Below are 21,037 nucleotides of genomic sequence, written 5' to 3'. Positions count from 1 at the left end.
GACGACCCTAATAATGAAAAAACAGACCAATCTCCGCAGCCTTGCGGCACAAGCTATTGAGCGCGTTGTTGAGCAGGGACAATCACTCAGCAATGTCCTGCCCGCGACGCAAAAGTCATTATCCGAAAAAGATAGCGCCCTGCTGCAGGAGCTCTGTTTCGGCGTGCTGCGTACATTGCCTCAGCTGCAGTGGATTATTAATAAACTGATGTCGCGTCCGATGACCGGCAAGCAGCGCACTATCCACTTCCTGATTATGGTCGGCCTGTATCAGTTAATGTATACCCGCATTCCGGCACATGCTGCGCTGGCCGAAACTGTTGAAGGCGCAGTGGTGCTTAAGCGTCAGGCGCTGAAAGGTTTGATTAACGGCGTACTGCGTCAGTTCCAGCGCCAGCAGGAAGCACTGATGCTGGAAATGAATGATGGCCCGCATAAGTACCTGCATCCGAAGTGGCTGCTGGAACGTTTACAGCGCGCATGGCCAGACAACTGGCAGCAAATCGTCGAGGCAAATAACCAGCGTCCACCGATGTGGCTGCGCGTTAACCGTCAACATCACAGCCGCGATGCCTGGCTGGCGCTGCTACAGGAGTCGGGTAAAGAAGCCGAAGCCCATCCTGAACACCGCGACGCGCTGCGTCTCGATTCTCCGTGCCCGGTAAGCCAGTTGCCAGGTTTTGATAAAGGCTGGGTAACGGTTCAGGATGCCTCGGCGCAGGGTTGTATCGCACTGCTTGATCCGCAAAACGGCGAATCGATCCTCGACCTGTGTGCAGCGCCCGGCGGTAAAACCACCCATATTCTTGAAGCTGCACCTGAGGCTAAAGTGATGGCGGTGGATATTGATGAACAACGCCTGGCACGAGTCAATGAGAACCTCGCCCGTCTTGGTATGAATGCGACGGTAAAATCAGGCGATGGCCGCCACCCGGAACAGTGGGCCGAAGGCATGCAGTTTGATCGTATTTTACTTGATGCTCCTTGCTCAGCGACCGGTGTCATCCGACGTCATCCTGATATTAAATGGTTGCGTCGCGATCGTGATATCGCTGAACTGGCGGCGCTGCAGCAGGAAATCCTTGATGCGGTTTGGCCGAAGCTGAAGTCCGGCGGCACACTACTGTACGCAACCTGCTCCATTCTGCCGGAAGAGAATCATCAACAGGTCAGCGCCTTTCTCAGTCGTCACCCTGATGCGAAACTTCAGCCAATTGCTGATGGCACGCAGCCAGGTCTGCAAGTATTCCCACATCCGCAAGGTGGGGATGGTTTCTTTTACGCTAAGCTGATAAAAAATTGATTATCCGGCTGCGCAGGCAGCCGGACTTAATCACGGAATAAGCTGAAACGACGATGAAAATAATCATTCTGGGTGCCGGACAGGTAGGCGGAACACTGGCGGAAAATCTCGTTGGCGAAAACAACGATATTACGGTGGTGGATACCGATGGCGTACGTCTGCGTCAGTTGCAGGATAAATTCGATCTGCGCGTGGTGCAGGGGCACGGCTCACACCCCAGAGTTTTACGGGAAGCCGGAGCGGAAGATGCCGATATGCTGGTCGCAGTGACCAGCTCGGATGAAACCAATATGATTGCCTGCCAGGTCGCCTACTCTCTGTTTAATACGCCAAACCGCATCGCGCGTATTCGTGCGCCTGACTATATCCGCGATGCGGATAAACTGTTTCTTCCCGAAGCGGTGCCTATCGATCACCTCATCGCGCCTGAGCAGCTGGTAATCGACAATATTTATCGTCTGATCGAATATCCAGGCGCATTGCAGGTGGTGAATTTCGCCGAAGGTAAAGTCAGTCTGGCGGTGGTAAAAGCCTATTACGGCGGGCCGTTGGTCGGCAACGCGCTGTCGATTATGCGTGAGCATATGCCGCATATCGATACCCGGGTTGCCGCCATTTTTCGCCAGGATCGCCCCATCCGCCCGCAGGGTTCAACCATTGTTGAAGCAGGCGATGAAGTGTTCTTTATTGCCGCCAGTCAGCATATTCGGGCGGTGATGAGTGAGCTGCAACGCCTTGAAAAACCTTATAAACGCATTATGCTGGTCGGTGGCGGTAATATCGGATTCGGTCTGGCACAACGGCTGGAGAAGAATTACAGCGTTAAACTGATCGAGCGTAATCAGCAACGTGCGGCCGAGCTGGCCGAGCAATTGCAAGATACCATCGTGTTTTATGGCGATGCTTCTGACCAGGAGCTGCTGGCAGAAGAGCATATTGAGCAGGTGGACCTGTTTATTGCTGTCACCAATGATGATGAAGCTAACATCATGTCAGCCATGCTGGCGAAAAAGATGGGAGCAAAAAAGGTGATGGTGCTGATCCAGCGTAAAGCCTACGTCGACCTGGTTCAGGGAAGCGTGATCGATATTGCCATCTCTCCACAGCAAGCCACCATTTCCGCGTTGTTGGGTCACGTGCGTAAAGCCGATATTGTCAGTGTTTCTTCGCTACGCCGTGGCATCGCCGAAGCTATCGAAGCCATTGCCCATGGTGACGAAAGTACTTCGCGGGTTGTTGGCCGCTTAATTGATGATATTAAACTGCCGCCTGGAACCATCATTGGTGCTGTAGTGCGCGGCGATGATGTGATGATTGCCAATGACAATCTGCGTATTGAGCAGGGCGACCATGTCATTATGTTCCTGACAGATAAGAAGTTTGTGCCTGACGTGGAACGTCTGTTCCAGCCCAGTCCTTTCTTTCTATAGCGTTATATGGGCAGCACGGCTTGCTGCCTGTGCATTATTCGCGGTGATTATTCGCCTAATTACGCCAAGGCGATGGCAAAAGGTGAATCGTTTGTTAGACTTTAGCCATTGGCACAGGAATGGAGATAACAATGAGTTTATTCAAAGAGTTTCGCGACTTTGCGATGCGTGGCAACGTCGTCGATCTGGCAGTGGGTGTAATTATTGGTGCAGCGTTCGGTAAGATCGTCTCGTCACTGGTCGCAAATATCATTATGCCGCCGCTGGGATTACTGATTGGCGGTGTGGATTTTAAACAGTTTGAATGGGTGCTGAAACCTGCTGTCGGTGAAACTCCAGCAGTAGTTATGCAGTACGGCGTGTTTATTCAGACCGTGTTTGATTTTGTGATTGTGGCTTTTGCTATCTTTATGGCAATTAAACTGATGAACAAGATGCACAAGAAGAAAGAGGCTGCGCCAGCCAAAACTCCGGCGCAAGAAGTTCTGCTTACTGAAATCCGCGATCTGCTGAAGCAACAAAACAATCAGCCGTAAACGCAAAAAAAGCCGTCGCAAGACGGTTTTTTTTCGCCTGAAACCAGAAGGCCAGTGGTAAAAATCTGCTTTGCTTTTTTACCACTGGCCTCCCAGTTACCTTTCCCTGCATGCTTATCTTTACGTCGATAACTGCCTTTCCCTTTTTGATTCACTTCAATGCGCGGTTTAAACAGTGGGTCATGAAGTAACGCCTCGATAGCGTTATCGCGTATCTTGCCTTTTTTATGCTGATAGACGGTCATGGTATTTTCCTTTGTGATTGAAGTGAAGAATATAGGCCCGATTTGCCTGATTTTCAATCGGCTTTCGCATGAATGGTGGTCGCGCCCTGCTCTAAGGCTTCGAGAATTGAGCAATAAGCGCTGCTGTGATCGGTGCCACAACAGGCATCATTCAGCCGTTTAAGCGAACGCTGCATATGTTGCAGCTCAGCAATCATCCCTTCCACTTCACTCAGCCGTTTCTGCACGATAGTTTTTGACTCGTGGCAAGTGTGCTGTGCAGGATCGATACGAATCGACAACAGCTCGCGAATCGAATCAAGAGTAAAGCCCAGCTGCCGTCCATAGCGAATGAATTTGAGCCGCTGAAGATCTCTCTCGGTGTAGAGACGAAATCCCCCTTCGGTTCTCACCTCGTGTTCCATCATCTGCTGTTTTTCGTAATAGCGGATAGTGTCCGGGGTAACGTCCGCCAGCCTGGCCAGTTGTCCAATGCGATACATTATTTATCCTCCGCAAAGCGGTGTTTTAAATGATGCCGGTATTCACCATTCAGAAAAGCGGTCGTCATACCTGCCTGCTTCAATTTCATTTCCAGCAGCGTTAAGCGCTTAAGTCCAGGCTGGTAACGTTGATCCCCAGGATCGAGCGATTGCAGCAAAGAATCCAGTTCGATCGCTTCACGTTTCATTTCCAGTTCAGGGGGTAAATAGCCGGCGTTTTTCAACAGGCGATATGAAGTGCGCAGTTCTGGCGGAACATGGCTGTCGTCATCAAGGATCAATGGTTTTCCCTGGCCTGGAAGCTGGTCAAGTTCGCCTGCGGCCTGAGCTTCACGGATATGTTGTTCAACGAGCTGGTCGATTAACCACATCATCTTCTCCTTTGCAGAAGTGAATTATGGATAGCATAACCAAATATCGGATGGGAAGTACGAGGAATTTTGGATATAAAAAAACCGGGCAAGCCCGGTTTTTCTACGTTGCTACAGATTACTCTGCAGCAGCTTCTGCTTGCAGCTCTGGACGATCAACCAGCTCGATGTAAGCCATCGGAGCGTTGTCACCAGCGCGGAAGCCACACTTCAGAATGCGAGTGTAACCACCGGCACGGCTCGCGAAACGCGGGCCCAGCTCGTTAAACAGTTTTGCCACGATCTCGTTATCACGAGTACGGGCGAATGCCAGACGACGATTAGCTACGCTGTCGGTCTTGGCAAGAGTAATCAGCGGCTCAACTACGCGACGCAGCTCTTTCGCTTTCGGCAGGGTCGTCTTGATGATCTCATGACGAACCAAAGAGCCAGCCATGTTGCGGAACATAGCCTGACGATGGCTGCTGTTGCGGTTCAGTTGACGACCACTCTTACGATGGCGCATGACCTTATCCTTCTCAGTGAAACCTTAACCTGTGATCGGGTTATTCATCAGCAATGCTAGCTGGTGGCCAGTTTTCCAGGCGCATGCCCAGAGACAGACCACGTGATGCCAGCACATCTTTAATCTCGGTAAGAGATTTTTTACCAAGGTTAGGCGTTTTAAGCAGCTCAACCTCGGTACGCTGTACCAGATCACCGATGTAGTGGATAGCTTCTGCCTTAAGGCAGTTAGCAGAGCGGACAGTCAATTCCAGATCGTCAACAGGGCGCAGCAGGATCGGATCGAATTCTGGTTTCTCTTCTTTAACTTCCGGCTGACGTACATCACGTAAGTCAACGAAAGCTTCAAGTTGTTCTGCCAGGATGGTTGCCGCACGGCGGATCGCTTCTTCAGGATCAATAGTGCCGTTGGTTTCCATTTCGATGACCAGCTTGTCCAGGTCAGTACGCTGTTCAACACGCGCTGCTTCAACATTGTAGGCTATACGGTCTACAGGGCTATAGCAGGCGTCGACTAACAGACGACCGATCGGGCGCTCATCTTCTTCCGAATGAATTCGGGCAGAAGCCGGCACATAACCGCGACCGCGCTGAACTTTGATACGCATATTAATCGCTGCGTTCTCATCGGTCAGGTGGCAGATCACGTGCTGCGGCTTGACGATTTCGACATCACCATCATGGGTGATATCGGCTGCAGTCACAGGGCCAATGCCAGATTTATTCAGGGTAAGAATAACTTCATCTTTGCCTTGAACTCTTACCGCAAGCCCTTTCAGGTTGAGAAGGATTTCCAGGATATCTTCCTGTACGCCCTCTTTGGTGCTGTACTCATGCAGTACACCATCAATTTCAACCTCGGTCACCGCGCAACCCGGCATGGATGAAAGCAGAATACGGCGCAGTGCGTTACCAAGAGTATGGCCAAAGCCACGCTCTAAAGGCTCAAGGGTCACCTTGGCGTGCGTCGAACTGACTTGCTCGATATCTACCAGGCGCGGTTTTAGAAACTCTGTCACAGAACCCTGCATTGTGTCCTCTCTTTGGTACTAAGCTTTACTTGGAGTAAAGCTCGACGATCAGGTGTTCGTTAATGTCCGCAGACAGATCGGTACGTTCAGGAATACGTTTGAACACACCTTCCATCTTAGTCGCATCAACTTCCAGCCAGGTTGGCTTTTCACGCTGCTCAGCCAGCTCCAGAGCGGCTTTAACGCGAGACTGCTTTTTGGCTTTCTCACGGATGCTAACAACGTCATTCGGAGTTACCTGATAAGAAGCGATGCTGACAACGCGGCCGTTTACCATAACAGATTTATGGCTAACCAGCTGACGTGCTTCTGCACGAGTAGCGCCAAAGCCCATACGGTAAACTACGTTATCCAGACGACCTTCCAGCAGAGCCAACAGGTTTTCACCGGTGTTGCCTTTCAGACGTGCTGCTTCTTTGTAATAGTTACGGAACTGACGCTCCAGAACACCGTACATACGGCGAACTTTCTGCTTTTCACGCAACTGCACACCATAGTCAGACAGACGCGGTTTACGCGCACCGTGCTGGCCAGGAGCTTGTTCAATCTTACACTTGGTATCAATCGCGCGAACGCCAGACTTAAGGAACAGGTCTGTACCCTCGCGACGGCTCAGCTTGAGCTTAGGACCCAAATATCTTGCCATTTTCTTTCTCCAACATTCCTAAAAACGTGCGTTATACGCGACGTTTTTTCGGCGGACGACAACCGTTGTGAGGGATCGGAGTCACATCAGTAATATTAGTGATGCGGAAACCAGCGGCGTTCAGAGCACGAATCGTTGATTCGCGGCCTGGACCCGGACCCTTAACCATAACTTCCAGGTTCTTGATACCGTAATCTTTCACGGCTTCTGCGCAACGTTCTGCAGCGACCTGCGCAGCGAACGGCGTAGATTTACGAGAACCACGGAAACCGGAACCACCGGCAGTTGCCCAACCCAGTGCGTTACCCTGACGATCAGTAATAGTAACGATGGTGTTGTTAAAAGAAGCATGGACATGAGCCACGCCGTCAGAGACTTGTTTTCTTACACGCTTACGTGCACGAACTGGTGCCTTTGCCATTATTCAATCACCCCGATTATTTCTTGATCGGTTTACGCGGACCCTTACGGGTACGTGCGTTGGTCTTGGTACGCTGACCGCGAACCGGAAGACCACGACGATGACGCAAACCACGATAGCAACCAAGGTCCATCAGACGCTTGATGCTCAGGGTGACTTCACGACGCAGATCGCCTTCAACGACGAACTTTGCAACTTCATCACGCAGCGTGTCAATTTGTTCTTCAGACAGCTCTCTGATCTTAACATCTTCAGCGATACCCGCAGAGGCGCAGATGGCCTGGGAGCGAGTCTTGCCGATACCGTAGATCGAAGTTAATGCGATAACGGTGTGTTTCTGATCAGGAATGTTAATGCCTGCTATACGGGCCACTATGCACTCCTACTATTCAAATATGCGCCCCATGCTGAAAAGCCCGTTTTCAGGATACTCAAATGGAAACGCATAGACATACAAAAGATTGGCTGGCTAATCTAGCCAGCTCAACCCGACTTTGCAAGAAAAATATGTGAAAATCAGCCTTGGCGCTGTTTATGCTTTGGCTCGGCACTGCAAATCACACGCACAACACCGTCGCGACGGATGATTTTGCAGTTACGACATAATTTCTTGACGGAAGCACGAACTTTCATTTTTACTCTCCGTAACTTCTCAAGCGCCTGAATAATGGCATTAGCCTTTCAGGTTTGCTTTCTTCAATGCAGACTCGTATTGACTAGACATCATCAGAGTTTGCACTTGAGCCATAAAGTCCATGATGACAACGACTACAATCAGCAGTGATGTACCGCCGAAGTAGAATGGAACTTTCATCGCATCACGCATGAACTCCGGGATTAGGCAGATGAAAGTAATGTACAGTGCACCGACCAAGGTCAGGCGAGTCATTACTTTATCGATGTACTTCGCCGTTTGCTCTCCCGGACGAATTCCTGGTACAAATGCACCAGACTTCTTCAGGTTATCTGCTGTTTCACGCGGGTTGAAAACCAACGCCGTGTAGAAGAAACAGAAGAAGATGATTGCAGTCGCATAGAGTAACACATACAACGGCTGTCCTGGCTGTAAATACATCGAAATTGTAGTCAGCCAGTTCCAACCGGTACCACCACCGAACCAGGACGCAATTGTCGCCGGGAACAGGATGATGCTGGAAGCAAAGATAGCAGGGATTACACCGGCCATGTTCACTTTCAACGGTAAGTGTGTGCTCTGCGCAGCATAGACGCGACGGCCTTGCTGACGTTTCGCATAGTTCACCACAATGCGGCGTTGACCACGCTCAACGAAAACAACGAAGAAGGTCACTGCAAATACGAGAACTGCAACCAACAGCAACAGGAGGAAGTGCAGGTCGCCTTGCCGCGCTTGCTCGATGGTATGGCCAATGGCCGGCGGCAATCCCGCAACAATACCAGCGAAGATAATGATCGAGATACCGTTACCGATACCTCGTTCAGTAATCTGTTCGCCCAGCCACATCAGGAACATTGTCCCGGTAACCAGACTCACAACAGCGGTAAAGTAGAATGGGAAGCCTGGGTTTAACACCAGGCCCTGCATTCCAGGCATATTCGGCAGACCGGTAGCAATACCGATAGACTGAAATATGGCCAATACCAGAGTACCGTAACGGGTGTACTGGCTAATCTTACGACGGCCAGCCTCCCCTTCTTTCTTGATCTCTGCCAGGGCGGGATGAACCACCGTCAGCAGCTGGATAATAATCGATGCCGAAATATACGGCATGATACCCAGAGCAAAAATAGAAGCACGGCTCAGAGCACCACCAGAGAACATGTTAAACATTTCAATGATGGTGCCACGCTGTTGCTCAAGCAGTTTGGCAAGTACAGTGGCATCGATACCAGGGATCGGAATAAAAGAGCCAATGCGGAAGACAATCAGCGCACCAATTACAAACAGAAGTCTGCGTTTTAGTTCGCCAAAACCACCCTTGGCACTTTGAAAATCTAATCCCGGTTGCTTAGCCATCTGCTACTTATTCCTCAATTTTACCGCCAGCAGCTTCGATTGCAGCACGAGCGCCTTTAGTGACACGCAGACCGCGAACCGTTACCGGTGCAGAGACTTCGCCAGACAGAATAACTTTAGCGAATTCAATCTGAATACCGATAATGTTAGCCGCTTTCAGCGTGTTCAGGTCGACGATCCCGCCTTCAACTTTCGCCAGGTCAGACAGACGAACTTCTGCCGTAACCATTGCTTTGCGAGAGGTGAAACCGAATTTCGGCAGACGGCGGTACAGAGGCATCTGACCACCTTCGAAACCGCGACGTACGCCACCGCCAGAACGAGAGTTCTGACCTTTGTGACCACGACCACCGGTTTTACCGAGGCCAGAACCAATACCACGACCCAGACGCTTCGGTGCGTGTTTAGACCCTTCGGCCGGAGACAGAGTATTTAAACGCATCTGTTACTCCTCCACTTTAACCATGTAGGAAATCGCGTTAACCATACCGCGTACAGCTGGCGTGTCTTCACGCTCTACGGTGTGGTTAATACGACGCAGACCCAGGCCAAGCAGCGTTGCCTTGTGTTTCGGCAGACGACCGATTGCACTGCGGGTTTGAGTAATTTTAATAGTCTTTGCCATGGTCATTACCCCAGAATTTCTTCAACGGATTTACCACGCTTGGCAGCGACCATTTCCGGGGAATTCATATTCGCCAGGCCATCCAGAGTTGCACGAACCACGTTGATCGGGTTGGTGGAACCATAGGCTTTAGCCAGTACGTTATGAACCCCAGCGACTTCCAGAACGGCGCGCATTGCACCACCGGCGATGATACCAGTACCTTCTGAAGCCGGCTGCATGAACACGCGGGAACCCGTGTGAACACCTTTAACAGGGTGTTGCAGGGTGCCGTTGGTCAGCGCGACGTTAATCATATTGCGACGGGCTTTTTCCATCGCTTTCTGGATCGCTGCTGGAACTTCACGCGCTTTGCCGTAACCAAAACCGATGCGACCGTTACCGTCACCTACCACAGTCAGTGCTGTGAAGGAGAAAATACGACCACCTTTAACAGTTTTAGATACACGGTTTACCGCGATCAGCTTTTCCTGCAGTTCGCCAGCTTGTTTCTCGATGTGTGCCATCTTACACCTCTACCTTAGAACTGAAGGCCAGCTTCACGAGCAGCATCTGCCAGTGCCTGGACGCGACCATGATATTGGAAACCGGAACGGTCGAAAGAAACATCTTTGATGCCTTTTTCGAGAGCGCGTTCAGCCAGTGCTTTACCCACAGCAGCCGCAGCGTCTTTGTTGCCGGTATACTTCAGTTGTTCAGTGATAGCTTTTTCTACAGTAGAAGCAGCAACCAAAACTTCAGAACCGTTCGGAGCAATGACCTGTGCGTAAATATGACGCGGAGTACGATGTACTACCAGGCGAGTTGCACCCAGCTCTTTGAGCTTGCGACGTGCGCGGGTCGCACGACGGATACGAGCAGATTTCTTATCCATAGTGTTACCTTACTTCTTCTTAGCCTCTTTGGTACGCACGACTTCGTCGGCGTAACGAACACCCTTGCCTTTATAAGGCTCAGGACGACGGTAGGCGCGGATGTCAGCTGCAACCTGGCCGATCAACTGTTTATCAGCGCCCTTGAGCACGATTTCAGTCTGAGTCGGACATTCAGCAGTGATTCCCGCTGGCAGCTCGTGGTCAACTGGATGAGAGAAGCCAAGAGCTAAACTCACCGAGTTGCCTTTAACGGCCGCACGATAACCTACACCAACCAGCTGCAGCTTCTTAGTGAAGCCTTCGGTAACACCGATAACCATTGCGTTAAGCAGCGCGCGAGAAGTACCCGCCTGCGCCCAGCCATCAACAAAACCTTCGCGCGGAGCGAAAGTCAGAGCGTTGTCAGCATGCTTAATTTCAACAGCATCATTGATAGTACGAGTCAGCTCGCCGTTTTTACCTTTAATCGAAATTACCTGACCGTTGAGTTTTACCTCTACGCCGGCAGGAATCACGACTGGTGCTTTAGCAACACGAGACATTTATTCCTCCGATTAAGCTACGTAGCAGATAATTTCGCCACCAAGACCTGCCTGGCGCGCTGCACGATCAGTCATAACACCTTTAGAGGTAGAAACAACGGCAATACCCAGTCCTGCCATAACTTTAGGCAGTTCGTCTTTGCGCTTATAAATACGCAGACCTGGACGGCTTACACGTTGAATGCTCTCTACCACAGCCTTGCCCTGGAAATACTTAAGAGTCAGTTCCAGTTCTGGCTTGGTGTCGCCTTCGATTTTAAATTCTTCAATATATCCTTCTTCCTTCAGCACGTTGGCAATTGCCACTTTTAGCTTGGAGGAAGGCATGGTGACCGCAACTTTGTTCGCGGCCTGACCGTTACGGATACGGGTCAGCATATCCGCGATCGGATCTTGCATGCTCATCTGTCTTTACTCCCGTGATTCAATTGGTAATTACCAGCTAGCCTTTTTCAAGCCAGGTACTTCACCGCGCATAGCGGCTTCACGAAGCTTAATACGGCTCAACCCGAATTTGCCCACATAACCATGTGGACGGCCAGTTTGGCGGCAGCGGTTACGCTGACGGGACGGGCTGGAATCACGCGGCAGAGTCTGCAGCTTAAGAACAGCATTCCAACGATCTTCGTCGGATGAGTTCACACTAGAGATGATAGCTTTCAATTCCTCGCGTTTAGCGCGGTATTTATCAGCCAGTTTTACGCGAACGACTTCGCGTGCCTTCATCGATTGCTTAGCCATGAAGTAACCCTACCTTACTTGCGGAACGGGAAGTCAAAGGCAGCCAGCAGAGCACGGCCTTCATCGTCAGATTTCGCAGTAGTGGTAATGGTAATATCCAAACCACGAACGCGATCGACTTTGTCATAGTCGATTTCTGGGAAGATGATCTGCTCACGAACGCCCATGCTGTAGTTACCACGGCCATCGAATGACTTAGCGGACAAGCCACGGAAGTCACGGATACGTGGAACAGCAATAGAAATCAGACGCTCAAAGAACTCCCACATGCGCTCGCCACGCAGAGTCACTTTACAGCCGATCGGATAGCCCTGACGGATTTTGAAGCCTGCAACTGATTTGCGTGCTTTGGTGATCAACGGCTTTTGACCGGAGATTGCTGTCAGGTCAGCTGCTGCGTTATCCAGCAGTTTCTTGTCAGCGATCGCTTCACCAACACCCATGTTCAGGGTGATCTTCTCGACCCGAGGGACTTGCATGACAGAATTGTAGCCAAACTCAGTCATGAGTTTTTGGACTACCTCGTCTTTGTAGTAATCATGCAGTTTCGCCATCGTACTACTCCAAATTACTTGATAGTTTCGCTGTTAGACTTGAAGAAACGGACTTTTTTGCCGTCTTCGAATCTAAAGCCTACACGGTCAGCCTTGCCGGTTGCCGTATTGAAGAGTGCAACGTTAGAAATCTGCAGAGCAGCTTCCTTTTCAACGATGCCACCTGGTTGGTTCAGGGCCGGAACCGGCTTCTGATGTTTCTTAACCAGGTTGATACCTTCAACAATGACCTTACCAGAAGACAGGACATTCTTAACTTTACCGCGCTTACCTTTATCTTTACCGGTCAGCACGATAACTTCGTCATCGCGACGGATTTTAGCTGCCATTGCTCGCTCCTTAGAGTACTTCTGGTGCCAGAGAGATAATTTTCATGAACTTTTCATTACGAAGTTCACGAGTTACCGGCCCAAAAATACGCGTACCGATAGGTTGCTCGCTGTTATTGTTTAAAATAACGCATGCATTACCATCGAAGCGAATGACAGAACCGTCCGGGCGACGAACACCCTTCTTGGTGCGCACCACTACCGCCTTCAGCACATCACCCTTCTTAACCTTACCGCGAGGAATTGCTTCCTTGATGGTAATTTTGATGATGTCGCCTACGCCTGCGTAGCGACGGTGCGAGCCACCCAGAACCTTGATACACATTACGCGACGTGCACCGGAGTTGTCGGCGACGTTCAGCATAGTCTGTTCTTGGATCATTTTAGTGCTCCGCTAATGTCAACTACTACTTCGGGACCTGATACAGGTCGTTAGAAAGCCCCATAATTGAGGGCGCGGCATTATAACACCGGATCTCGCATATGGGTAGAAAAAATGAACGGCTCGACAGAGCCGTTCATTTTATTTTTAAAGAGGGCTAATTCTATTACAGAATCGCTTTCTCTACAACGCGAACCAGAGTCCATGACTTAGTCTTGGACAGTGGACGGCATTCGCGGATTTCAACCACGTCGCCGATACCACATTCATTGTTCTCGTCGTGTACGTGCAGTTTGGTCGTACGCTTGATGAATTTACCGTAGATCGGGTGTTTCACAAAACGTTCAATCGCAACAACGATGGATTTCTCCATTTTGTCACTCAGGACACGACCTTGCAGAGTACGGATTTTATCGGTCATTACGCACCCGCCTTCTCAGTCAGTAAAGTCTTAACACGTGCAACATCACGACGCACTTGCTTCAACAGATGACTCTGTTGCAGCTGGCCGGATGCTGTCTGCATGCGCAGGTTAAACTGCTCACGCAGCAGATTAAGCAGCTCAGTGTTCAGCTCTTCAACGCTTTTTTCACGCAGCTCTGTTGCTTTCATTACATCACCGTCTTAGTTACAAAGGTGGTTTTGATAGGCAGTTTTGCTGCTGCCAGCTTGAATGCTTCACGGGCCAGCTCTTCTGATACGCCGTCCATTTCATACAGGACTTTACCAGGCTGGATCAAGGCAACCCAATACTCCACGTTACCTTTACCTTTACCCATACGCACTTCCAGCGGCTTCTCGGTGATCGGTTTGTCCGGGAATACACGGATCCAGATCTTACCTTGACGCTTAACTGCACGGGTCATAGCACGACGTGCTGCTTCGATCTGACGTGCAGTCAGACGACCACGGCCAACAGCTTTCAGACCGAAAGTACCGAAGCTAACATCCGTACCCTGCGCCAGACCACGGTTGCGGCCTTTGTGCACTTTACGGAATTTTGTACGCTTTGGTTGTAACATCAGCGACTCTCCTTACTTACGGCCTTTACGCTGCTGCTTTTTAGGTTGAGCAGCCGGTTCCGGTTGTTCAACAGCAGCCATACCACCCAGGATCTCACCTTTGAAGATCCATACCTTAACGCCGATTACACCATAAGTGGTGTGCGCTTCAGAGGTGTTGTAGTCAATGTCAGCACGCAGGGTGTGCAATGGCACGCGGCCTTCACGGTACCATTCAGTACGCGCGATTTCTGCACCGCCCAGACGGCCACTAACTTCAACTTTAATCCCTTTAGCGCCCAGACGCATTGCGTTCTGTACAGCACGCTTCATAGCACGACGGAACATCACACGACGCTCCAGCTGTGAAGTGATGCTGTCAGCAACCAATTTAGCGTCCAGTTCCGGTTTACGGACTTCGGCGATATTGATCTGTGCAGGAACGCCAGCGATATCCGCTACGACCTTGCGCAGTTTTTCTACGTCTTCGCCTTTCTTACCGATCACGATGCCAGGGCGAGCAGTGTGAATAGTCACACGGATGCTCTTAGCTGGGCGCTCGATAACGATACGAGATACGGACGCTTTAGCCAGTTCTTTAGTCAGGAACTGACGGACTTTAAAATCGCTGTCCAGGTTGTCAGCGAATTCTTTGGTATTGGCGAACCAGGTAGAGTTCCAGGGTTTAACAATACCCAGTCGAATACCATTAGGATGTACTTTCTGACCCATTGCTAGTCTCCAGAGTCTCAGCGATCGGACACAACCACAGTAATGTGGCTGGTGCGCTTCAGGATGCGATCTGCACGACCTTTTGCACGCGGCATAATGCGCTTCATGCTTGGGCCTTCGTCGACGAAGATTTTCGTGACTTTCAGATCATCAATGTCAGCGCCATCGTTGTGTTCGGCGTTAGCAATGGCAGATTCCAGAACTTTCTTGACCAGTACAGCCGCTTTCTTATTGGTGTAGGTCAGAATGTCCAGAGCCTGCGACACTTTCTTACCGCGTACAAGGTCAGCCACCAGGCGAACCTTTTGAGCAGAAGAACGAGCGTGGCGATGTTGAGCTAAAGTTTCCATCTCTTCCTCCTGCCTTAGCGTTTCTTGGCTTTTTTGTCGGCCGCGTGTCCGCGATAAGTACGAGTCGGCGCAAATTCACCCAGTTTGTGACCAACCATTTCGTCGGAAACAAAGACTGGAACGTGCTGACGACCATTATGGACAGCGATGGTCAAACCGATCATGTTAGGAAAGATCGTTGAACGACGGGACCAAGTGCGCAGGGGCTTCTTGTCACCGCTTTCCACCGCTTTCTCTACCTTCTTCAGCAAGTGCAGGTCAATAAAAGGACCTTTCTTGAGAGAACGTGGCATGGCTTATCCTCTAAAATTATTTGCTACGGCGACGTACGATAAATTTATCAGTACGCTTGTTGCTACGGGTCTTCTTACCTTTGGTCTGAACGCCCCACGGGGTTACCGGGTGCTTACCAAAGTTACGACCTTCACCACCACCGTGCGGGTGATCGACTGGGTTCATCGCAGTACCGCGAACGGTAGGACGAACACCACGCCAACGAGTTGCACCGGCTTTACCCAGAACGCGCAGCATGTGCTCAGCGTTGCCGACTTCGCCCAGGGTCGCGCGGCAGTCTAATTCGACTTTACGCATTTCACCTGAACGCAGACGCAGGGTAACGTAGGAACCTTCACGCGCAACGATCTGCACGTAAGCACCAGCAGAGCGAGCAATCTGACCGCCTTTGCCTGGTTTCATTTCTACGTTGTGTACGGTAGAACCCACTGGGATGTTACGCATCGGCAGGGTGTTACCCGCTTTAATCGCAGCATCAACGCCAGACTGAATCTGGTCGCCAGCTTTCAGGCCTTTAGGGGCCAGGATATAACGGCGCTCGCCATCTTTGTACAGAACCAGCGCGATGTTCGCGGAGCGGTTCGGATCGTACTCAAGACGTTCAACAGTTGCCGGGATACCGTCTTTGTTGCGTTTGAAGTCAACAATACGGTAAGCCTGCTTGTGACCACCACCGATATGACGGGTAGTGATGCGACCATTGTTGTTACGGCCACCGGATTTGCTGTTTTTTTCTACCAGCGGGGCAAATGGTTTGCCCTTGTGCAGCTCTGGGTTCACCACTTTAACTACGTGACGACGACCCGGAGATGTCGGTTTACATTTAACAATTGCCATTGTTCTTCTCCTCCGACTTACTCAGCGCCGCCGACGAAGTCCAGATTCTGGCCTTCTTTCAGGGTGACGTAAGCTTTTTTCCAGTCGCTACGACGACCAATACGCTGTCCGTGACGTTTTGATTTCCCTTTAACTAACAGGGTATTCACGACTTCAACTTCAACTTCGAAAAGTTTCTGAACAGCGGCTTTGATTTCTGCTTTGGTCGCGTCTTTAGCAACTTTGAGAACGATGGTGTTGGTTTTTTCCATCGCAGCAGATGCTTTTTCAGATACGTGCGGCGCGCGCAGTACTTTCAGCAGACGTTCTTCACGGATCATGCCAGCATCTCCTCAACTTGCTTAACTGCGTCAGCAGTCATAACGACTTTGTCGAAGGCGATCAGGCTAACTGGGTCAATGCCCGCTGCATCACGAACGTCAACCTTGTACAGGTTACGCGCGGCCAGGAACAGGTTCTCTTCCAGTTCGCCAGTGATGATCAGCACATCTGCCAGAGCCATGTCTTTCAGCTTCTCTACCAGCAACTTAGTTTTAGGTGCTTCCAGAGAGAACTGCTCGACAACGATCAGACGTTCTTGACGTACCAGTTCGGACAGGATGCTTTTCAGCGCGCCGCGGTACATCTTTTTGTTAACTTTTTGACTGTGGTCCTGTGGCTTCGCAGCGAAGGTCACACCACCTGAGCGCCAGATTGGGCTTTTTACAGTACCCGCACGCGCACGGCCGGTGCCTTTCTGACGAAACGGCTTTTTACCGGAACCAGTTACTTCAGCACGGGTCTTCTGAGCACGGGTACCTTGACGGGCACCTGCTGCATAAGCAACAACAACCTGGTGTACCAGCGCTTCGTTGAAATCACGACCGAAGGTAGTTTCGGAAACAGTCAGCGCGCTTTGCGCGTCTTTCAATACTAATTCCATGGCTATCCCCTTACGCCTTCACAGCTGGTTTAACGATCAGGTCGCTACCGGTAGCACCGGGAACTGCACCTTTAACCAGCAGCAGGTTGCGCTCAGCGTCAACACGCACAACGTCAAGGCTCTGAACGGTTACGCGCTCATTACCCAGCTGTCCTGCCATTTTCTTGCCTTTAAACACTTTGCCCGGAGTCTGGTTCTGACCGATAGAACCCGGAACGCGGTGAGACAAGGAGTTACCGTGGGTAGCATCCTGAGTACGGAAGTTCCAGCGCTTAACAGTACCGGCAAAACCTTTACCTTTAGATGTACCAGTCACGTCAACTTTTTTCACTTCAGTGAAAATATCGACATTAATGCTCTGACCTACGGTGAATTCTTCGCCTTCAGCAGTACGGAATTCCCACAGACCACGGCCAGCTTCAACACCAGCTTTAGCAAAATGACCTGCTTCAGGCTTAGTTACACGGTTTGCTTTTTTAGCACCGGTAGTTACCTGGATAGCAGTGTAACCGTCGTTTTCCAGGCCTTTGACCTGAGTAACGCGGTTTGCTTCAATTTCGATCACGGTTACTGGGATAGAAACGCCATCTTCAGTGAAGATGCGGGTCATGCCCACTTTTTTACCGACTAAACCAATCATTGTTTCAACCTCTCAATCGCTCAATGACCTGATTAACCCAGGCTGATCTGCACGTCAACACCGGCAGCCAGATCCAGACGCATCAGAGCATCAACCGTTTTCTCAGTTGGCTCAACGATGTCAACCAGACGCTTGTGAGTGCGAATCTCGTACTGATCACGCGCGTCTTTGTTGACGTGCGGGGAGATCAGAACGGTAAAGCGCTCTTTGCGGGTCGGCAGCGGGATTGGACCACGAACCTGCGCACCAGTGCGCTTGGCAGTCTCAACGATTTCCGCAGTTGATTGATCGATCAGACGATGATCAAACGCTTTAAGACGGATACGGATTCTTTGGTTCTGCATGAGACCAGAGCTCCAATTATTTATAAACGAAAAAAATTACTACCCACATCCATTACGATTGATGGAGGAGTGTAATCGTTCAGTACATAACCCCCCAATTGGGAGTATTGTCTGGCCAGATGCCGAAGCATCCGCCGTGCGACTCTGATTGAATCGCGCCTGCTATATATCACAGGCCGGCGTATTATACGTAATTCTGCTCATGAAGCAACCCATATTCCGTGATTGATCTCTGACATCTGGAAGCGGGTGCAAATAAATCCTGACAGTTACATTAATTGCGCAATCCGCTTGTGCGCTGCTTTCCAGTTCAGCGATTGCGCCAGTGACAGCGCAGCTTTTCGCGCCCTATGCTGGCGGACAGCGAATGGGAGAAACTTATGGATGAGTGGCTGATTATAGCGGCGCTGCTGGCAGGCGCCATTCTGGGCAGTTTTCTCTGTCTGGTGATTGAACGTTTTCCGGTTGATGCCGATGGGCGTCGCTGGCTGGCGCGTATTTGCCATCCCGCTTCTGCCTGCTCCATGTGTGGTCACAGACTGGCGCTGCGCGATTTAGTACCGCTGTTAAGCTGGGTGATACTGCGCGGTTGTTGCCGTTATTGTCATCAACCCATTTCGCGCTACCCTTACTATCTCGAGTCAGGTACTGCTCTGTTGCTGGCATTGATTGCCTTCAGTTGCCCGCCCCCTGCCCTGTTCGCATGGTTAACCCTGTTCAGTTGCGCAGTTCTGGTTCTGAGCGAAATTGACCGGCGCCATCTGTTACTGCCGGATGCGATAACACTGCCGCTGCTCTGGTGCGGACTGCTGTTTAACTGGCAACTCTCCCCACTGCATCTGCAACAAGCCGTAGCTGGCGCGATATGCGGCTATCTCAGTTTTCGGGGGCTTAACGAGATCTATCTTTGGTTACGAAAGCAGGATGGGATGGGACTGGGCGATGCGAAATTTTTTGCCGCGCTGGGTGCATGGACCGGCTGGCTATCGCTACCCTTGATCGCCACGCTGGCGGCGCTTATCGGGATTGTCGTCTGGCTGGTAAGCCGGCTGAAGGGGCAAAAAACCATCCGGCAACCGTTCGGACCCTGCCTGTCAGTTGCTGGATGGTCGCTGCTTATCGCTCAACATGGGGAATCTGACTGGTTTAGTTTTATTGTTTAATTTGTGACTGCAGGTAATTCTGAACGCCGATTTTCTGAATCAGATCGAGTTCGGTCTCAAGGAAGTCGATGTGGTGCTCTTCATCCGCAAGGATTTCGATCATCATATCGCGACTGACGTAGTCATGAACCTTGTCTGCATAGGCGATGGCCTCACGCAGATCTTTGGCACCTTCCAGTTCCAGCACTAAATCTGATTTCAGTATCTCCTCAACATCTTCGCCAATGCGTAGCCTGCCGAGATCCTGCAAATTGGGGATGCCTTCAAGAAAAAGAATGCGTTCGATGTACTTGTCCGCATGCTTCATTTCATCTATTGACTCGTGATACTCAATATCATTCAGGCGCATCAGTCCCCAATTTTTGAACATTCGCGCATGCAGGAAATACTGATTTATCGCAACCAGTTCATTACCCAGTAATTTGTTGAGATGGTTTATGATTTTAACATCGCCCTTCATTTTGCTTCCTCCGCTTCCAGTTAATAACAGCGTAGATGCGGAATGAAGGAAGTCAAAAATCCATGACAAAAAGCATGGGTATTATCAGGCGATCTCTTTGTACTGCGGAACGTGTTGCAGTTCTTCGTCCATAATTTCGCGCGCGGCACGGATGCATTTACCGCACTGTTTCCCTACTGGAACAAACTGACGAAGATGTTGAATAGATTTTGGCTGATAGTGACGCACGACTTCACGAATAGTTTTATCACTTACGGCATTACACAAGCAGACGTACATTTCTAAACTCCAGTACAATTTCTGATCATAGTGTAAATGCGAATCGTTTTTATTACAAGTACGGCGAGAACGTCACCTTATAGGTTTACCCAAATTACAGGCATAAAAAAAGAGCACCGAAGTGCTCTCTTTTTACTGCAGTGGTCAGTTAATGAAAACTGACCACCTCAGGTTATCAGCAATTAAGCGATAACTTTAGCAACAACGCCCGCACCAACAGTACGGCCGCCTTCACGGATTGCGAAACGCAGACCGTCATCCATCGCGATTGGGTGGATCAGGGTAACAACCATTTTGATGTTGTCACCAGGCATCACCATCTCAACGCCTTCTGGCAGTTCGATGGTACCGGTCACGTCAGTAGTACGGAAGTAGAACTGTGGACGGTAGCCTTTGAAGAACGGAGTATGACGGCCGCCTTCGTCTTTAGACAGGATATAAACTTCAGACTCGAACTGAGTGTGAGGCTTAATAGAACCTGGCTTAGCCAGAACCTGGCCACGTTCGATGTCTTCACGTTTGATACCACGCAGCAGAACACCAACGTTCTCACCAGCACGGCCTTCGTCCAGCAGTTTGCGGAACATTTCAACGCCGGTACAAGTAGATTTCGCAGTATCTTTGATACCAACGATTTCAACTTCTTCACCAACTTTAACGATACCGCGCTCTACACGACCGGTAACAACAGTACCACGGCCGGAGATGGAGAATACGTCTTCGATAGGCAGCAGGAATGGCTTATCAATCGCACGCTCTGGCTCAGGGATGTAAGAATCCAGGTAACCCGCCAGTTCAACGATCTTAGCTTCCCACTCTGCTTCGCCTTCCAGCGCTTTCAGAGCAGAACCGTGAACGATTGGAGTGTCATCACCTGGGAAGTCGTACTGTGACAGCAGGTCACGTACTTCCATCTCAACCAGTTCCAGCAGCTCTTCATCATCAACCATGTCACATTTGTTCAGGAACACGATGATGTAAGGAACGCCAACCTGGCGACCC

The 21,037-nt window shown here is 50.5% G+C and carries 38 protein-coding genes; 4 read left to right on the top strand and 34 right to left on the bottom strand.

All coding sequences use genetic code 11. The features are described 5' to 3' along the window. Positions 1-13: 13 nt before the first annotated feature. The 3 genes from rsmB (at position 14) to mscL (ending at position 3,269) form a co-directional block, all read left to right on the top strand. Positions 14-1,303: a 16S rRNA (cytosine(967)-C(5))-methyltransferase RsmB gene (gene rsmB, locus NG42_RS20700; RefSeq protein ID WP_052902761.1), complete on the top strand. Its 1,290-nt coding sequence runs from the start codon at positions 14-16 to the stop codon at positions 1,301-1,303. Between the two features lie 53 nt (positions 1,304-1,356). Continuing rightward, complete coding sequence (gene trkA / locus NG42_RS20695; protein ID WP_052902760.1) at positions 1,357-2,733, top strand: Trk system potassium transporter TrkA; 1,377 nt, start codon at positions 1,357-1,359, stop codon at positions 2,731-2,733. A 131-nt stretch (positions 2,734-2,864) separates the two neighbouring features. Beyond that, complete coding sequence (gene mscL / locus NG42_RS20690) at positions 2,865-3,269, top strand: large-conductance mechanosensitive channel protein MscL (protein ID WP_052902759.1); 405 nt, start codon at positions 2,865-2,867, stop codon at positions 3,267-3,269. On the opposite strand, the gene NG42_RS20685 is transcribed toward mscL, so the two are convergent. The 31 genes from NG42_RS20685 to rpsJ all read right to left on the bottom strand — a co-directional run bounded on the left by NG42_RS20685 (position 3,260) and on the right by rpsJ (position 18,133). Beyond that, positions 3,260-3,514, bottom strand: coding sequence for an alternative ribosome-rescue factor A (locus NG42_RS20685; RefSeq protein WP_053115989.1), 255 nt, complete (start codon positions 3,512-3,514; stop codon positions 3,260-3,262). The genes mscL and NG42_RS20685 overlap by 10 nt on opposite strands. Positions 3,515-3,567: 53 nt before the next feature. Further along, complete coding sequence (gene zntR, locus NG42_RS20680; protein WP_052902758.1) at positions 3,568-3,996, bottom strand: Zn(2+)-responsive transcriptional regulator; 429 nt, start codon at positions 3,994-3,996, stop codon at positions 3,568-3,570. Beyond that, positions 3,996-4,367, bottom strand: coding sequence for a DnaJ family domain-containing protein (locus NG42_RS20675; protein WP_052902757.1), 372 nt, complete (start codon positions 4,365-4,367; stop codon positions 3,996-3,998). The genes zntR and NG42_RS20675 overlap by 1 nt, the downstream gene beginning before the upstream one ends. A 118-nt stretch (positions 4,368-4,485) precedes the next feature. Next, complete coding sequence (rplQ, locus tag NG42_RS20670) at positions 4,486-4,872, bottom strand: 50S ribosomal protein L17 (protein ID WP_052902755.1); 387 nt, start codon at positions 4,870-4,872, stop codon at positions 4,486-4,488. A 40-nt stretch (positions 4,873-4,912) separates the two neighbouring features. Then, on the bottom strand, positions 4,913-5,902 hold the full coding sequence (locus NG42_RS20665; RefSeq protein ID WP_017799035.1) for a DNA-directed RNA polymerase subunit alpha: 990 nt from the start codon (positions 5,900-5,902) through the stop codon (positions 4,913-4,915). A gap of 25 nt (positions 5,903-5,927) precedes the next feature. Further along, on the bottom strand, positions 5,928-6,548 hold the full coding sequence (rpsD, locus tag NG42_RS20660) for a 30S ribosomal protein S4 (protein WP_052902753.1): 621 nt from the start codon (positions 6,546-6,548) through the stop codon (positions 5,928-5,930). Positions 6,549-6,579: 31 nt separating this feature from the next. Beyond that, a complete protein-coding gene (rpsK, locus tag NG42_RS20655) occupies positions 6,580-6,969 on the bottom strand; it encodes a 30S ribosomal protein S11 (RefSeq protein WP_004160563.1) in 390 nt (129 codons plus the stop codon). Positions 6,970-6,985: 16 nt separating this feature from the next. After that, positions 6,986-7,342: a 30S ribosomal protein S13 gene (rpsM, locus tag NG42_RS20650; RefSeq protein ID WP_052902751.1), complete on the bottom strand. Its 357-nt coding sequence runs from the start codon at positions 7,340-7,342 to the stop codon at positions 6,986-6,988. Positions 7,343-7,485: 143 nt separating this feature from the next. Continuing rightward, positions 7,486-7,602: a 50S ribosomal protein L36 gene (gene rpmJ, locus NG42_RS20645; protein ID WP_004160566.1), complete on the bottom strand. Its 117-nt coding sequence runs from the start codon at positions 7,600-7,602 to the stop codon at positions 7,486-7,488. Between the two features lie 40 nt (positions 7,603-7,642). After that, a complete protein-coding gene (secY, locus tag NG42_RS20640; RefSeq protein WP_052902749.1) occupies positions 7,643-8,965 on the bottom strand; it encodes a preprotein translocase subunit SecY in 1,323 nt (440 codons plus the stop codon). A 7-nt stretch (positions 8,966-8,972) separates the two neighbouring features. Further along, positions 8,973-9,407 (bottom strand): 50S ribosomal protein L15, encoded by a 435-nt coding sequence (rplO, locus tag NG42_RS20635; protein WP_052902747.1) that lies wholly within the window; start codon positions 9,405-9,407, stop codon positions 8,973-8,975. Between the two features lie 3 nt (positions 9,408-9,410). After that, complete coding sequence (rpmD, locus tag NG42_RS20630) at positions 9,411-9,590, bottom strand: 50S ribosomal protein L30 (RefSeq protein WP_024966590.1); 180 nt, start codon at positions 9,588-9,590, stop codon at positions 9,411-9,413. A gap of 5 nt (positions 9,591-9,595) precedes the next feature. Further along, a complete protein-coding gene (gene rpsE, locus NG42_RS20625; protein WP_052902745.1) occupies positions 9,596-10,096 on the bottom strand; it encodes a 30S ribosomal protein S5 in 501 nt (166 codons plus the stop codon). A 14-nt stretch (positions 10,097-10,110) separates the two neighbouring features. Beyond that, positions 10,111-10,464 (bottom strand): 50S ribosomal protein L18, encoded by a 354-nt coding sequence (gene rplR, locus NG42_RS20620; protein ID WP_052902743.1) that lies wholly within the window; start codon positions 10,462-10,464, stop codon positions 10,111-10,113. 9 nt (positions 10,465-10,473) lie between these two features. Continuing rightward, the gene (rplF, locus tag NG42_RS20615) at positions 10,474-11,007 is read right to left on the bottom strand and encodes a 50S ribosomal protein L6 (RefSeq protein ID WP_052902741.1); all 534 of its coding nucleotides are present in this window, start codon (positions 11,005-11,007) and stop codon (positions 10,474-10,476) included. A 12-nt stretch (positions 11,008-11,019) separates the two neighbouring features. Further along, a complete protein-coding gene (gene rpsH / locus NG42_RS20610) occupies positions 11,020-11,412 on the bottom strand; it encodes a 30S ribosomal protein S8 (protein ID WP_052902739.1) in 393 nt (130 codons plus the stop codon). A gap of 30 nt (positions 11,413-11,442) precedes the next feature. After that, positions 11,443-11,748, bottom strand: a complete 306-nt coding sequence (gene rpsN, locus NG42_RS20605) for a 30S ribosomal protein S14 (protein WP_052902737.1) — start codon at positions 11,746-11,748, stop codon at positions 11,443-11,445. 14 nt (positions 11,749-11,762) lie between these two features. After that, entirely contained in the window at positions 11,763-12,302 is a 540-nt protein-coding gene (rplE, locus tag NG42_RS20600) for a 50S ribosomal protein L5 (RefSeq protein ID WP_017799046.1), read from the bottom strand. Between the two features lie 14 nt (positions 12,303-12,316). Next, complete coding sequence (rplX, locus tag NG42_RS20595) at positions 12,317-12,631, bottom strand: 50S ribosomal protein L24 (RefSeq protein WP_052902735.1); 315 nt, start codon at positions 12,629-12,631, stop codon at positions 12,317-12,319. 10 nt (positions 12,632-12,641) lie between these two features. Then, complete coding sequence (gene rplN, locus NG42_RS20590) at positions 12,642-13,013, bottom strand: 50S ribosomal protein L14 (protein WP_000613954.1); 372 nt, start codon at positions 13,011-13,013, stop codon at positions 12,642-12,644. A gap of 166 nt (positions 13,014-13,179) precedes the next feature. Beyond that, positions 13,180-13,434: a 30S ribosomal protein S17 gene (gene rpsQ, locus NG42_RS20585; RefSeq protein ID WP_017799048.1), complete on the bottom strand. Its 255-nt coding sequence runs from the start codon at positions 13,432-13,434 to the stop codon at positions 13,180-13,182. Beyond that, a complete protein-coding gene (rpmC, locus tag NG42_RS20580; RefSeq protein ID WP_052902733.1) occupies positions 13,434-13,625 on the bottom strand; it encodes a 50S ribosomal protein L29 in 192 nt (63 codons plus the stop codon). The genes rpsQ and rpmC overlap by 1 nt, the downstream gene beginning before the upstream one ends. Beyond that, positions 13,625-14,035, bottom strand: a complete 411-nt coding sequence (rplP, locus tag NG42_RS20575) for a 50S ribosomal protein L16 (protein ID WP_015962145.1) — start codon at positions 14,033-14,035, stop codon at positions 13,625-13,627. Before rplP ends, rpmC begins: the two co-directional genes overlap by 1 nt. A 12-nt stretch (positions 14,036-14,047) precedes the next feature. Then, on the bottom strand, positions 14,048-14,746 hold the full coding sequence (gene rpsC, locus NG42_RS20570; RefSeq protein WP_002919766.1) for a 30S ribosomal protein S3: 699 nt from the start codon (positions 14,744-14,746) through the stop codon (positions 14,048-14,050). A 17-nt stretch (positions 14,747-14,763) separates the two neighbouring features. Then, positions 14,764-15,096, bottom strand: coding sequence for a 50S ribosomal protein L22 (rplV, locus tag NG42_RS20565; protein ID WP_052902732.1), 333 nt, complete (start codon positions 15,094-15,096; stop codon positions 14,764-14,766). 14 nt (positions 15,097-15,110) lie between these two features. Continuing rightward, positions 15,111-15,389 (bottom strand): 30S ribosomal protein S19, encoded by a 279-nt coding sequence (gene rpsS, locus NG42_RS20560; protein ID WP_004929772.1) that lies wholly within the window; start codon positions 15,387-15,389, stop codon positions 15,111-15,113. A gap of 16 nt (positions 15,390-15,405) precedes the next feature. Next, positions 15,406-16,227, bottom strand: coding sequence for a 50S ribosomal protein L2 (gene rplB / locus NG42_RS20555; protein WP_052902731.1), 822 nt, complete (start codon positions 16,225-16,227; stop codon positions 15,406-15,408). 17 nt (positions 16,228-16,244) lie between these two features. Continuing rightward, positions 16,245-16,547 (bottom strand): 50S ribosomal protein L23, encoded by a 303-nt coding sequence (gene rplW, locus NG42_RS20550; RefSeq protein WP_052902730.1) that lies wholly within the window; start codon positions 16,545-16,547, stop codon positions 16,245-16,247. After that, positions 16,544-17,149 (bottom strand): 50S ribosomal protein L4, encoded by a 606-nt coding sequence (rplD, locus tag NG42_RS20545; protein WP_052902728.1) that lies wholly within the window; start codon positions 17,147-17,149, stop codon positions 16,544-16,546. Before rplD ends, rplW begins: the two co-directional genes overlap by 4 nt. Before the next feature lie 10 nt (positions 17,150-17,159). Continuing rightward, complete coding sequence (gene rplC / locus NG42_RS20540) at positions 17,160-17,789, bottom strand: 50S ribosomal protein L3 (RefSeq protein WP_052902726.1); 630 nt, start codon at positions 17,787-17,789, stop codon at positions 17,160-17,162. A gap of 32 nt (positions 17,790-17,821) precedes the next feature. Beyond that, complete coding sequence (rpsJ, locus tag NG42_RS20535; RefSeq protein WP_001181005.1) at positions 17,822-18,133, bottom strand: 30S ribosomal protein S10; 312 nt, start codon at positions 18,131-18,133, stop codon at positions 17,822-17,824. 380 nt (positions 18,134-18,513) lie between these two features. On the opposite strand from rpsJ, the gene NG42_RS20530 reads away from it, so the two are divergent. Next, positions 18,514-19,296 (top strand): prepilin peptidase, encoded by a 783-nt coding sequence (locus NG42_RS20530; RefSeq protein ID WP_052902779.1) that lies wholly within the window; start codon positions 18,514-18,516, stop codon positions 19,294-19,296. On the opposite strand, the gene bfr is transcribed toward NG42_RS20530, so the two are convergent. From bfr to NG42_RS20515, 3 genes are all read right to left on the bottom strand, one after another. After that, positions 19,286-19,756, bottom strand: a complete 471-nt coding sequence (gene bfr, locus NG42_RS20525; RefSeq protein WP_052902724.1) for a bacterioferritin — start codon at positions 19,754-19,756, stop codon at positions 19,286-19,288. The two genes, NG42_RS20530 and bfr, sit on opposite strands and share 11 nt — an antisense overlap. Positions 19,757-19,840: 84 nt before the next feature. Further along, positions 19,841-20,035, bottom strand: a complete 195-nt coding sequence (gene bfd, locus NG42_RS20520; protein ID WP_052902722.1) for a bacterioferritin-associated ferredoxin — start codon at positions 20,033-20,035, stop codon at positions 19,841-19,843. Between the two features lie 182 nt (positions 20,036-20,217). Continuing rightward, on the bottom strand, positions 20,218-21,037 hold an 820-nt coding region (locus tag NG42_RS20515), incomplete at its 5' end, for an elongation factor Tu (protein WP_052902720.1).

The sequence above is a fragment of the Winslowiella iniecta genome (assembly GCF_001267535.1).
Taxonomy (GTDB): domain Bacteria; phylum Pseudomonadota; class Gammaproteobacteria; order Enterobacterales; family Enterobacteriaceae; genus Erwinia; species Erwinia iniecta.
This window is presented reverse-complemented; position numbering and strand designations above follow the sequence as displayed.

What these genes read in the sequence shown, in the direction of transcription:
- secY (WP_052902749.1), bottom strand. Translation starts at nt 8,965, where the DNA reads ATGGCTAAGCAACCGGGATTAGATTTTCAAAGTGCCAAGGGTGGTTTT.
- rpsJ (WP_001181005.1), bottom strand. Translation starts at nt 18,133, where the DNA reads ATGCAGAACCAAAGAATCCGTATCCGTCTTAAAGCGTTTGATCATCGT.
- trkA (WP_052902760.1), top strand. Translation starts at nt 1,357, where the DNA reads ATGAAAATAATCATTCTGGGTGCCGGACAGGTAGGCGGAACACTGGCG.
- rpsK (WP_004160563.1), bottom strand. Translation starts at nt 6,969, where the DNA reads ATGGCAAAGGCACCAGTTCGTGCACGTAAGCGTGTAAGAAAACAAGTC.
- rpsH (WP_052902739.1), bottom strand. Translation starts at nt 11,412, where the DNA reads ATGAGCATGCAAGATCCGATCGCGGATATGCTGACCCGTATCCGTAAC.
- zntR (WP_052902758.1), bottom strand. Translation starts at nt 3,996, where the DNA reads ATGTATCGCATTGGACAACTGGCCAGGCTGGCGGACGTTACCCCGGAC.
- rpsQ (WP_017799048.1), bottom strand. Translation starts at nt 13,434, where the DNA reads ATGACCGATAAAATCCGTACTCTGCAAGGTCGTGTCCTGAGTGACAAA.
- NG42_RS20685 (WP_053115989.1), bottom strand. Translation starts at nt 3,514, where the DNA reads ATGACCGTCTATCAGCATAAAAAAGGCAAGATACGCGATAACGCTATC.
- rpsS (WP_004929772.1), bottom strand. Translation starts at nt 15,389, where the DNA reads ATGCCACGTTCTCTCAAGAAAGGTCCTTTTATTGACCTGCACTTGCTG.
- mscL (WP_052902759.1), top strand. Translation starts at nt 2,865, where the DNA reads ATGAGTTTATTCAAAGAGTTTCGCGACTTTGCGATGCGTGGCAACGTC.
- rpmC (WP_052902733.1), bottom strand. Translation starts at nt 13,625, where the DNA reads ATGAAAGCAACAGAGCTGCGTGAAAAAAGCGTTGAAGAGCTGAACACT.
- rplC (WP_052902726.1), bottom strand. Translation starts at nt 17,789, where the DNA reads ATGATTGGTTTAGTCGGTAAAAAAGTGGGCATGACCCGCATCTTCACT.
- rpsC (WP_002919766.1), bottom strand. Translation starts at nt 14,746, where the DNA reads ATGGGTCAGAAAGTACATCCTAATGGTATTCGACTGGGTATTGTTAAA.
- rpmD (WP_024966590.1), bottom strand. Translation starts at nt 9,590, where the DNA reads ATGGCAAAGACTATTAAAATTACTCAAACCCGCAGTGCAATCGGTCGT.
- rpsD (WP_052902753.1), bottom strand. Translation starts at nt 6,548, where the DNA reads ATGGCAAGATATTTGGGTCCTAAGCTCAAGCTGAGCCGTCGCGAGGGT.
- bfd (WP_052902722.1), bottom strand. Translation starts at nt 20,035, where the DNA reads ATGTACGTCTGCTTGTGTAATGCCGTAAGTGATAAAACTATTCGTGAA.
- rplP (WP_015962145.1), bottom strand. Translation starts at nt 14,035, where the DNA reads ATGTTACAACCAAAGCGTACAAAATTCCGTAAAGTGCACAAAGGCCGC.
- rpsN (WP_052902737.1), bottom strand. Translation starts at nt 11,748, where the DNA reads ATGGCTAAGCAATCGATGAAGGCACGCGAAGTCGTTCGCGTAAAACTG.
- rplW (WP_052902730.1), bottom strand. Translation starts at nt 16,547, where the DNA reads ATGATCCGTGAAGAACGTCTGCTGAAAGTACTGCGCGCGCCGCACGTA.
- NG42_RS20665 (WP_017799035.1), bottom strand. Translation starts at nt 5,902, where the DNA reads ATGCAGGGTTCTGTGACAGAGTTTCTAAAACCGCGCCTGGTAGATATC.
- bfr (WP_052902724.1), bottom strand. Translation starts at nt 19,756, where the DNA reads ATGAAGGGCGATGTTAAAATCATAAACCATCTCAACAAATTACTGGGT.
- rplN (WP_000613954.1), bottom strand. Translation starts at nt 13,013, where the DNA reads ATGATCCAAGAACAGACTATGCTGAACGTCGCCGACAACTCCGGTGCA.
- rplV (WP_052902732.1), bottom strand. Translation starts at nt 15,096, where the DNA reads ATGGAAACTTTAGCTCAACATCGCCACGCTCGTTCTTCTGCTCAAAAG.
- rpmJ (WP_004160566.1), bottom strand. Translation starts at nt 7,602, where the DNA reads ATGAAAGTTCGTGCTTCCGTCAAGAAATTATGTCGTAACTGCAAAATC.
- rplE (WP_017799046.1), bottom strand. Translation starts at nt 12,302, where the DNA reads ATGGCGAAACTGCATGATTACTACAAAGACGAGGTAGTCCAAAAACTC.
- rpsE (WP_052902745.1), bottom strand. Translation starts at nt 10,096, where the DNA reads ATGGCACACATCGAGAAACAAGCTGGCGAACTGCAGGAAAAGCTGATC.
- rplO (WP_052902747.1), bottom strand. Translation starts at nt 9,407, where the DNA reads ATGCGTTTAAATACTCTGTCTCCGGCCGAAGGGTCTAAACACGCACCG.
- rsmB (WP_052902761.1), top strand. Translation starts at nt 14, where the DNA reads ATGAAAAAACAGACCAATCTCCGCAGCCTTGCGGCACAAGCTATTGAG.
- NG42_RS20675 (WP_052902757.1), bottom strand. Translation starts at nt 4,367, where the DNA reads ATGTGGTTAATCGACCAGCTCGTTGAACAACATATCCGTGAAGCTCAG.
- rplB (WP_052902731.1), bottom strand. Translation starts at nt 16,227, where the DNA reads ATGGCAATTGTTAAATGTAAACCGACATCTCCGGGTCGTCGTCACGTA.
- rplX (WP_052902735.1), bottom strand. Translation starts at nt 12,631, where the DNA reads ATGGCAGCTAAAATCCGTCGCGATGACGAAGTTATCGTGCTGACCGGT.
- NG42_RS20530 (WP_052902779.1), top strand. Translation starts at nt 18,514, where the DNA reads ATGGATGAGTGGCTGATTATAGCGGCGCTGCTGGCAGGCGCCATTCTG.
- rplF (WP_052902741.1), bottom strand. Translation starts at nt 11,007, where the DNA reads ATGTCTCGTGTTGCTAAAGCACCAGTCGTGATTCCTGCCGGCGTAGAG.
- rplR (WP_052902743.1), bottom strand. Translation starts at nt 10,464, where the DNA reads ATGGATAAGAAATCTGCTCGTATCCGTCGTGCGACCCGCGCACGTCGC.
- rplQ (WP_052902755.1), bottom strand. Translation starts at nt 4,872, where the DNA reads ATGCGCCATCGTAAGAGTGGTCGTCAACTGAACCGCAACAGCAGCCAT.
- rplD (WP_052902728.1), bottom strand. Translation starts at nt 17,149, where the DNA reads ATGGAATTAGTATTGAAAGACGCGCAAAGCGCGCTGACTGTTTCCGAA.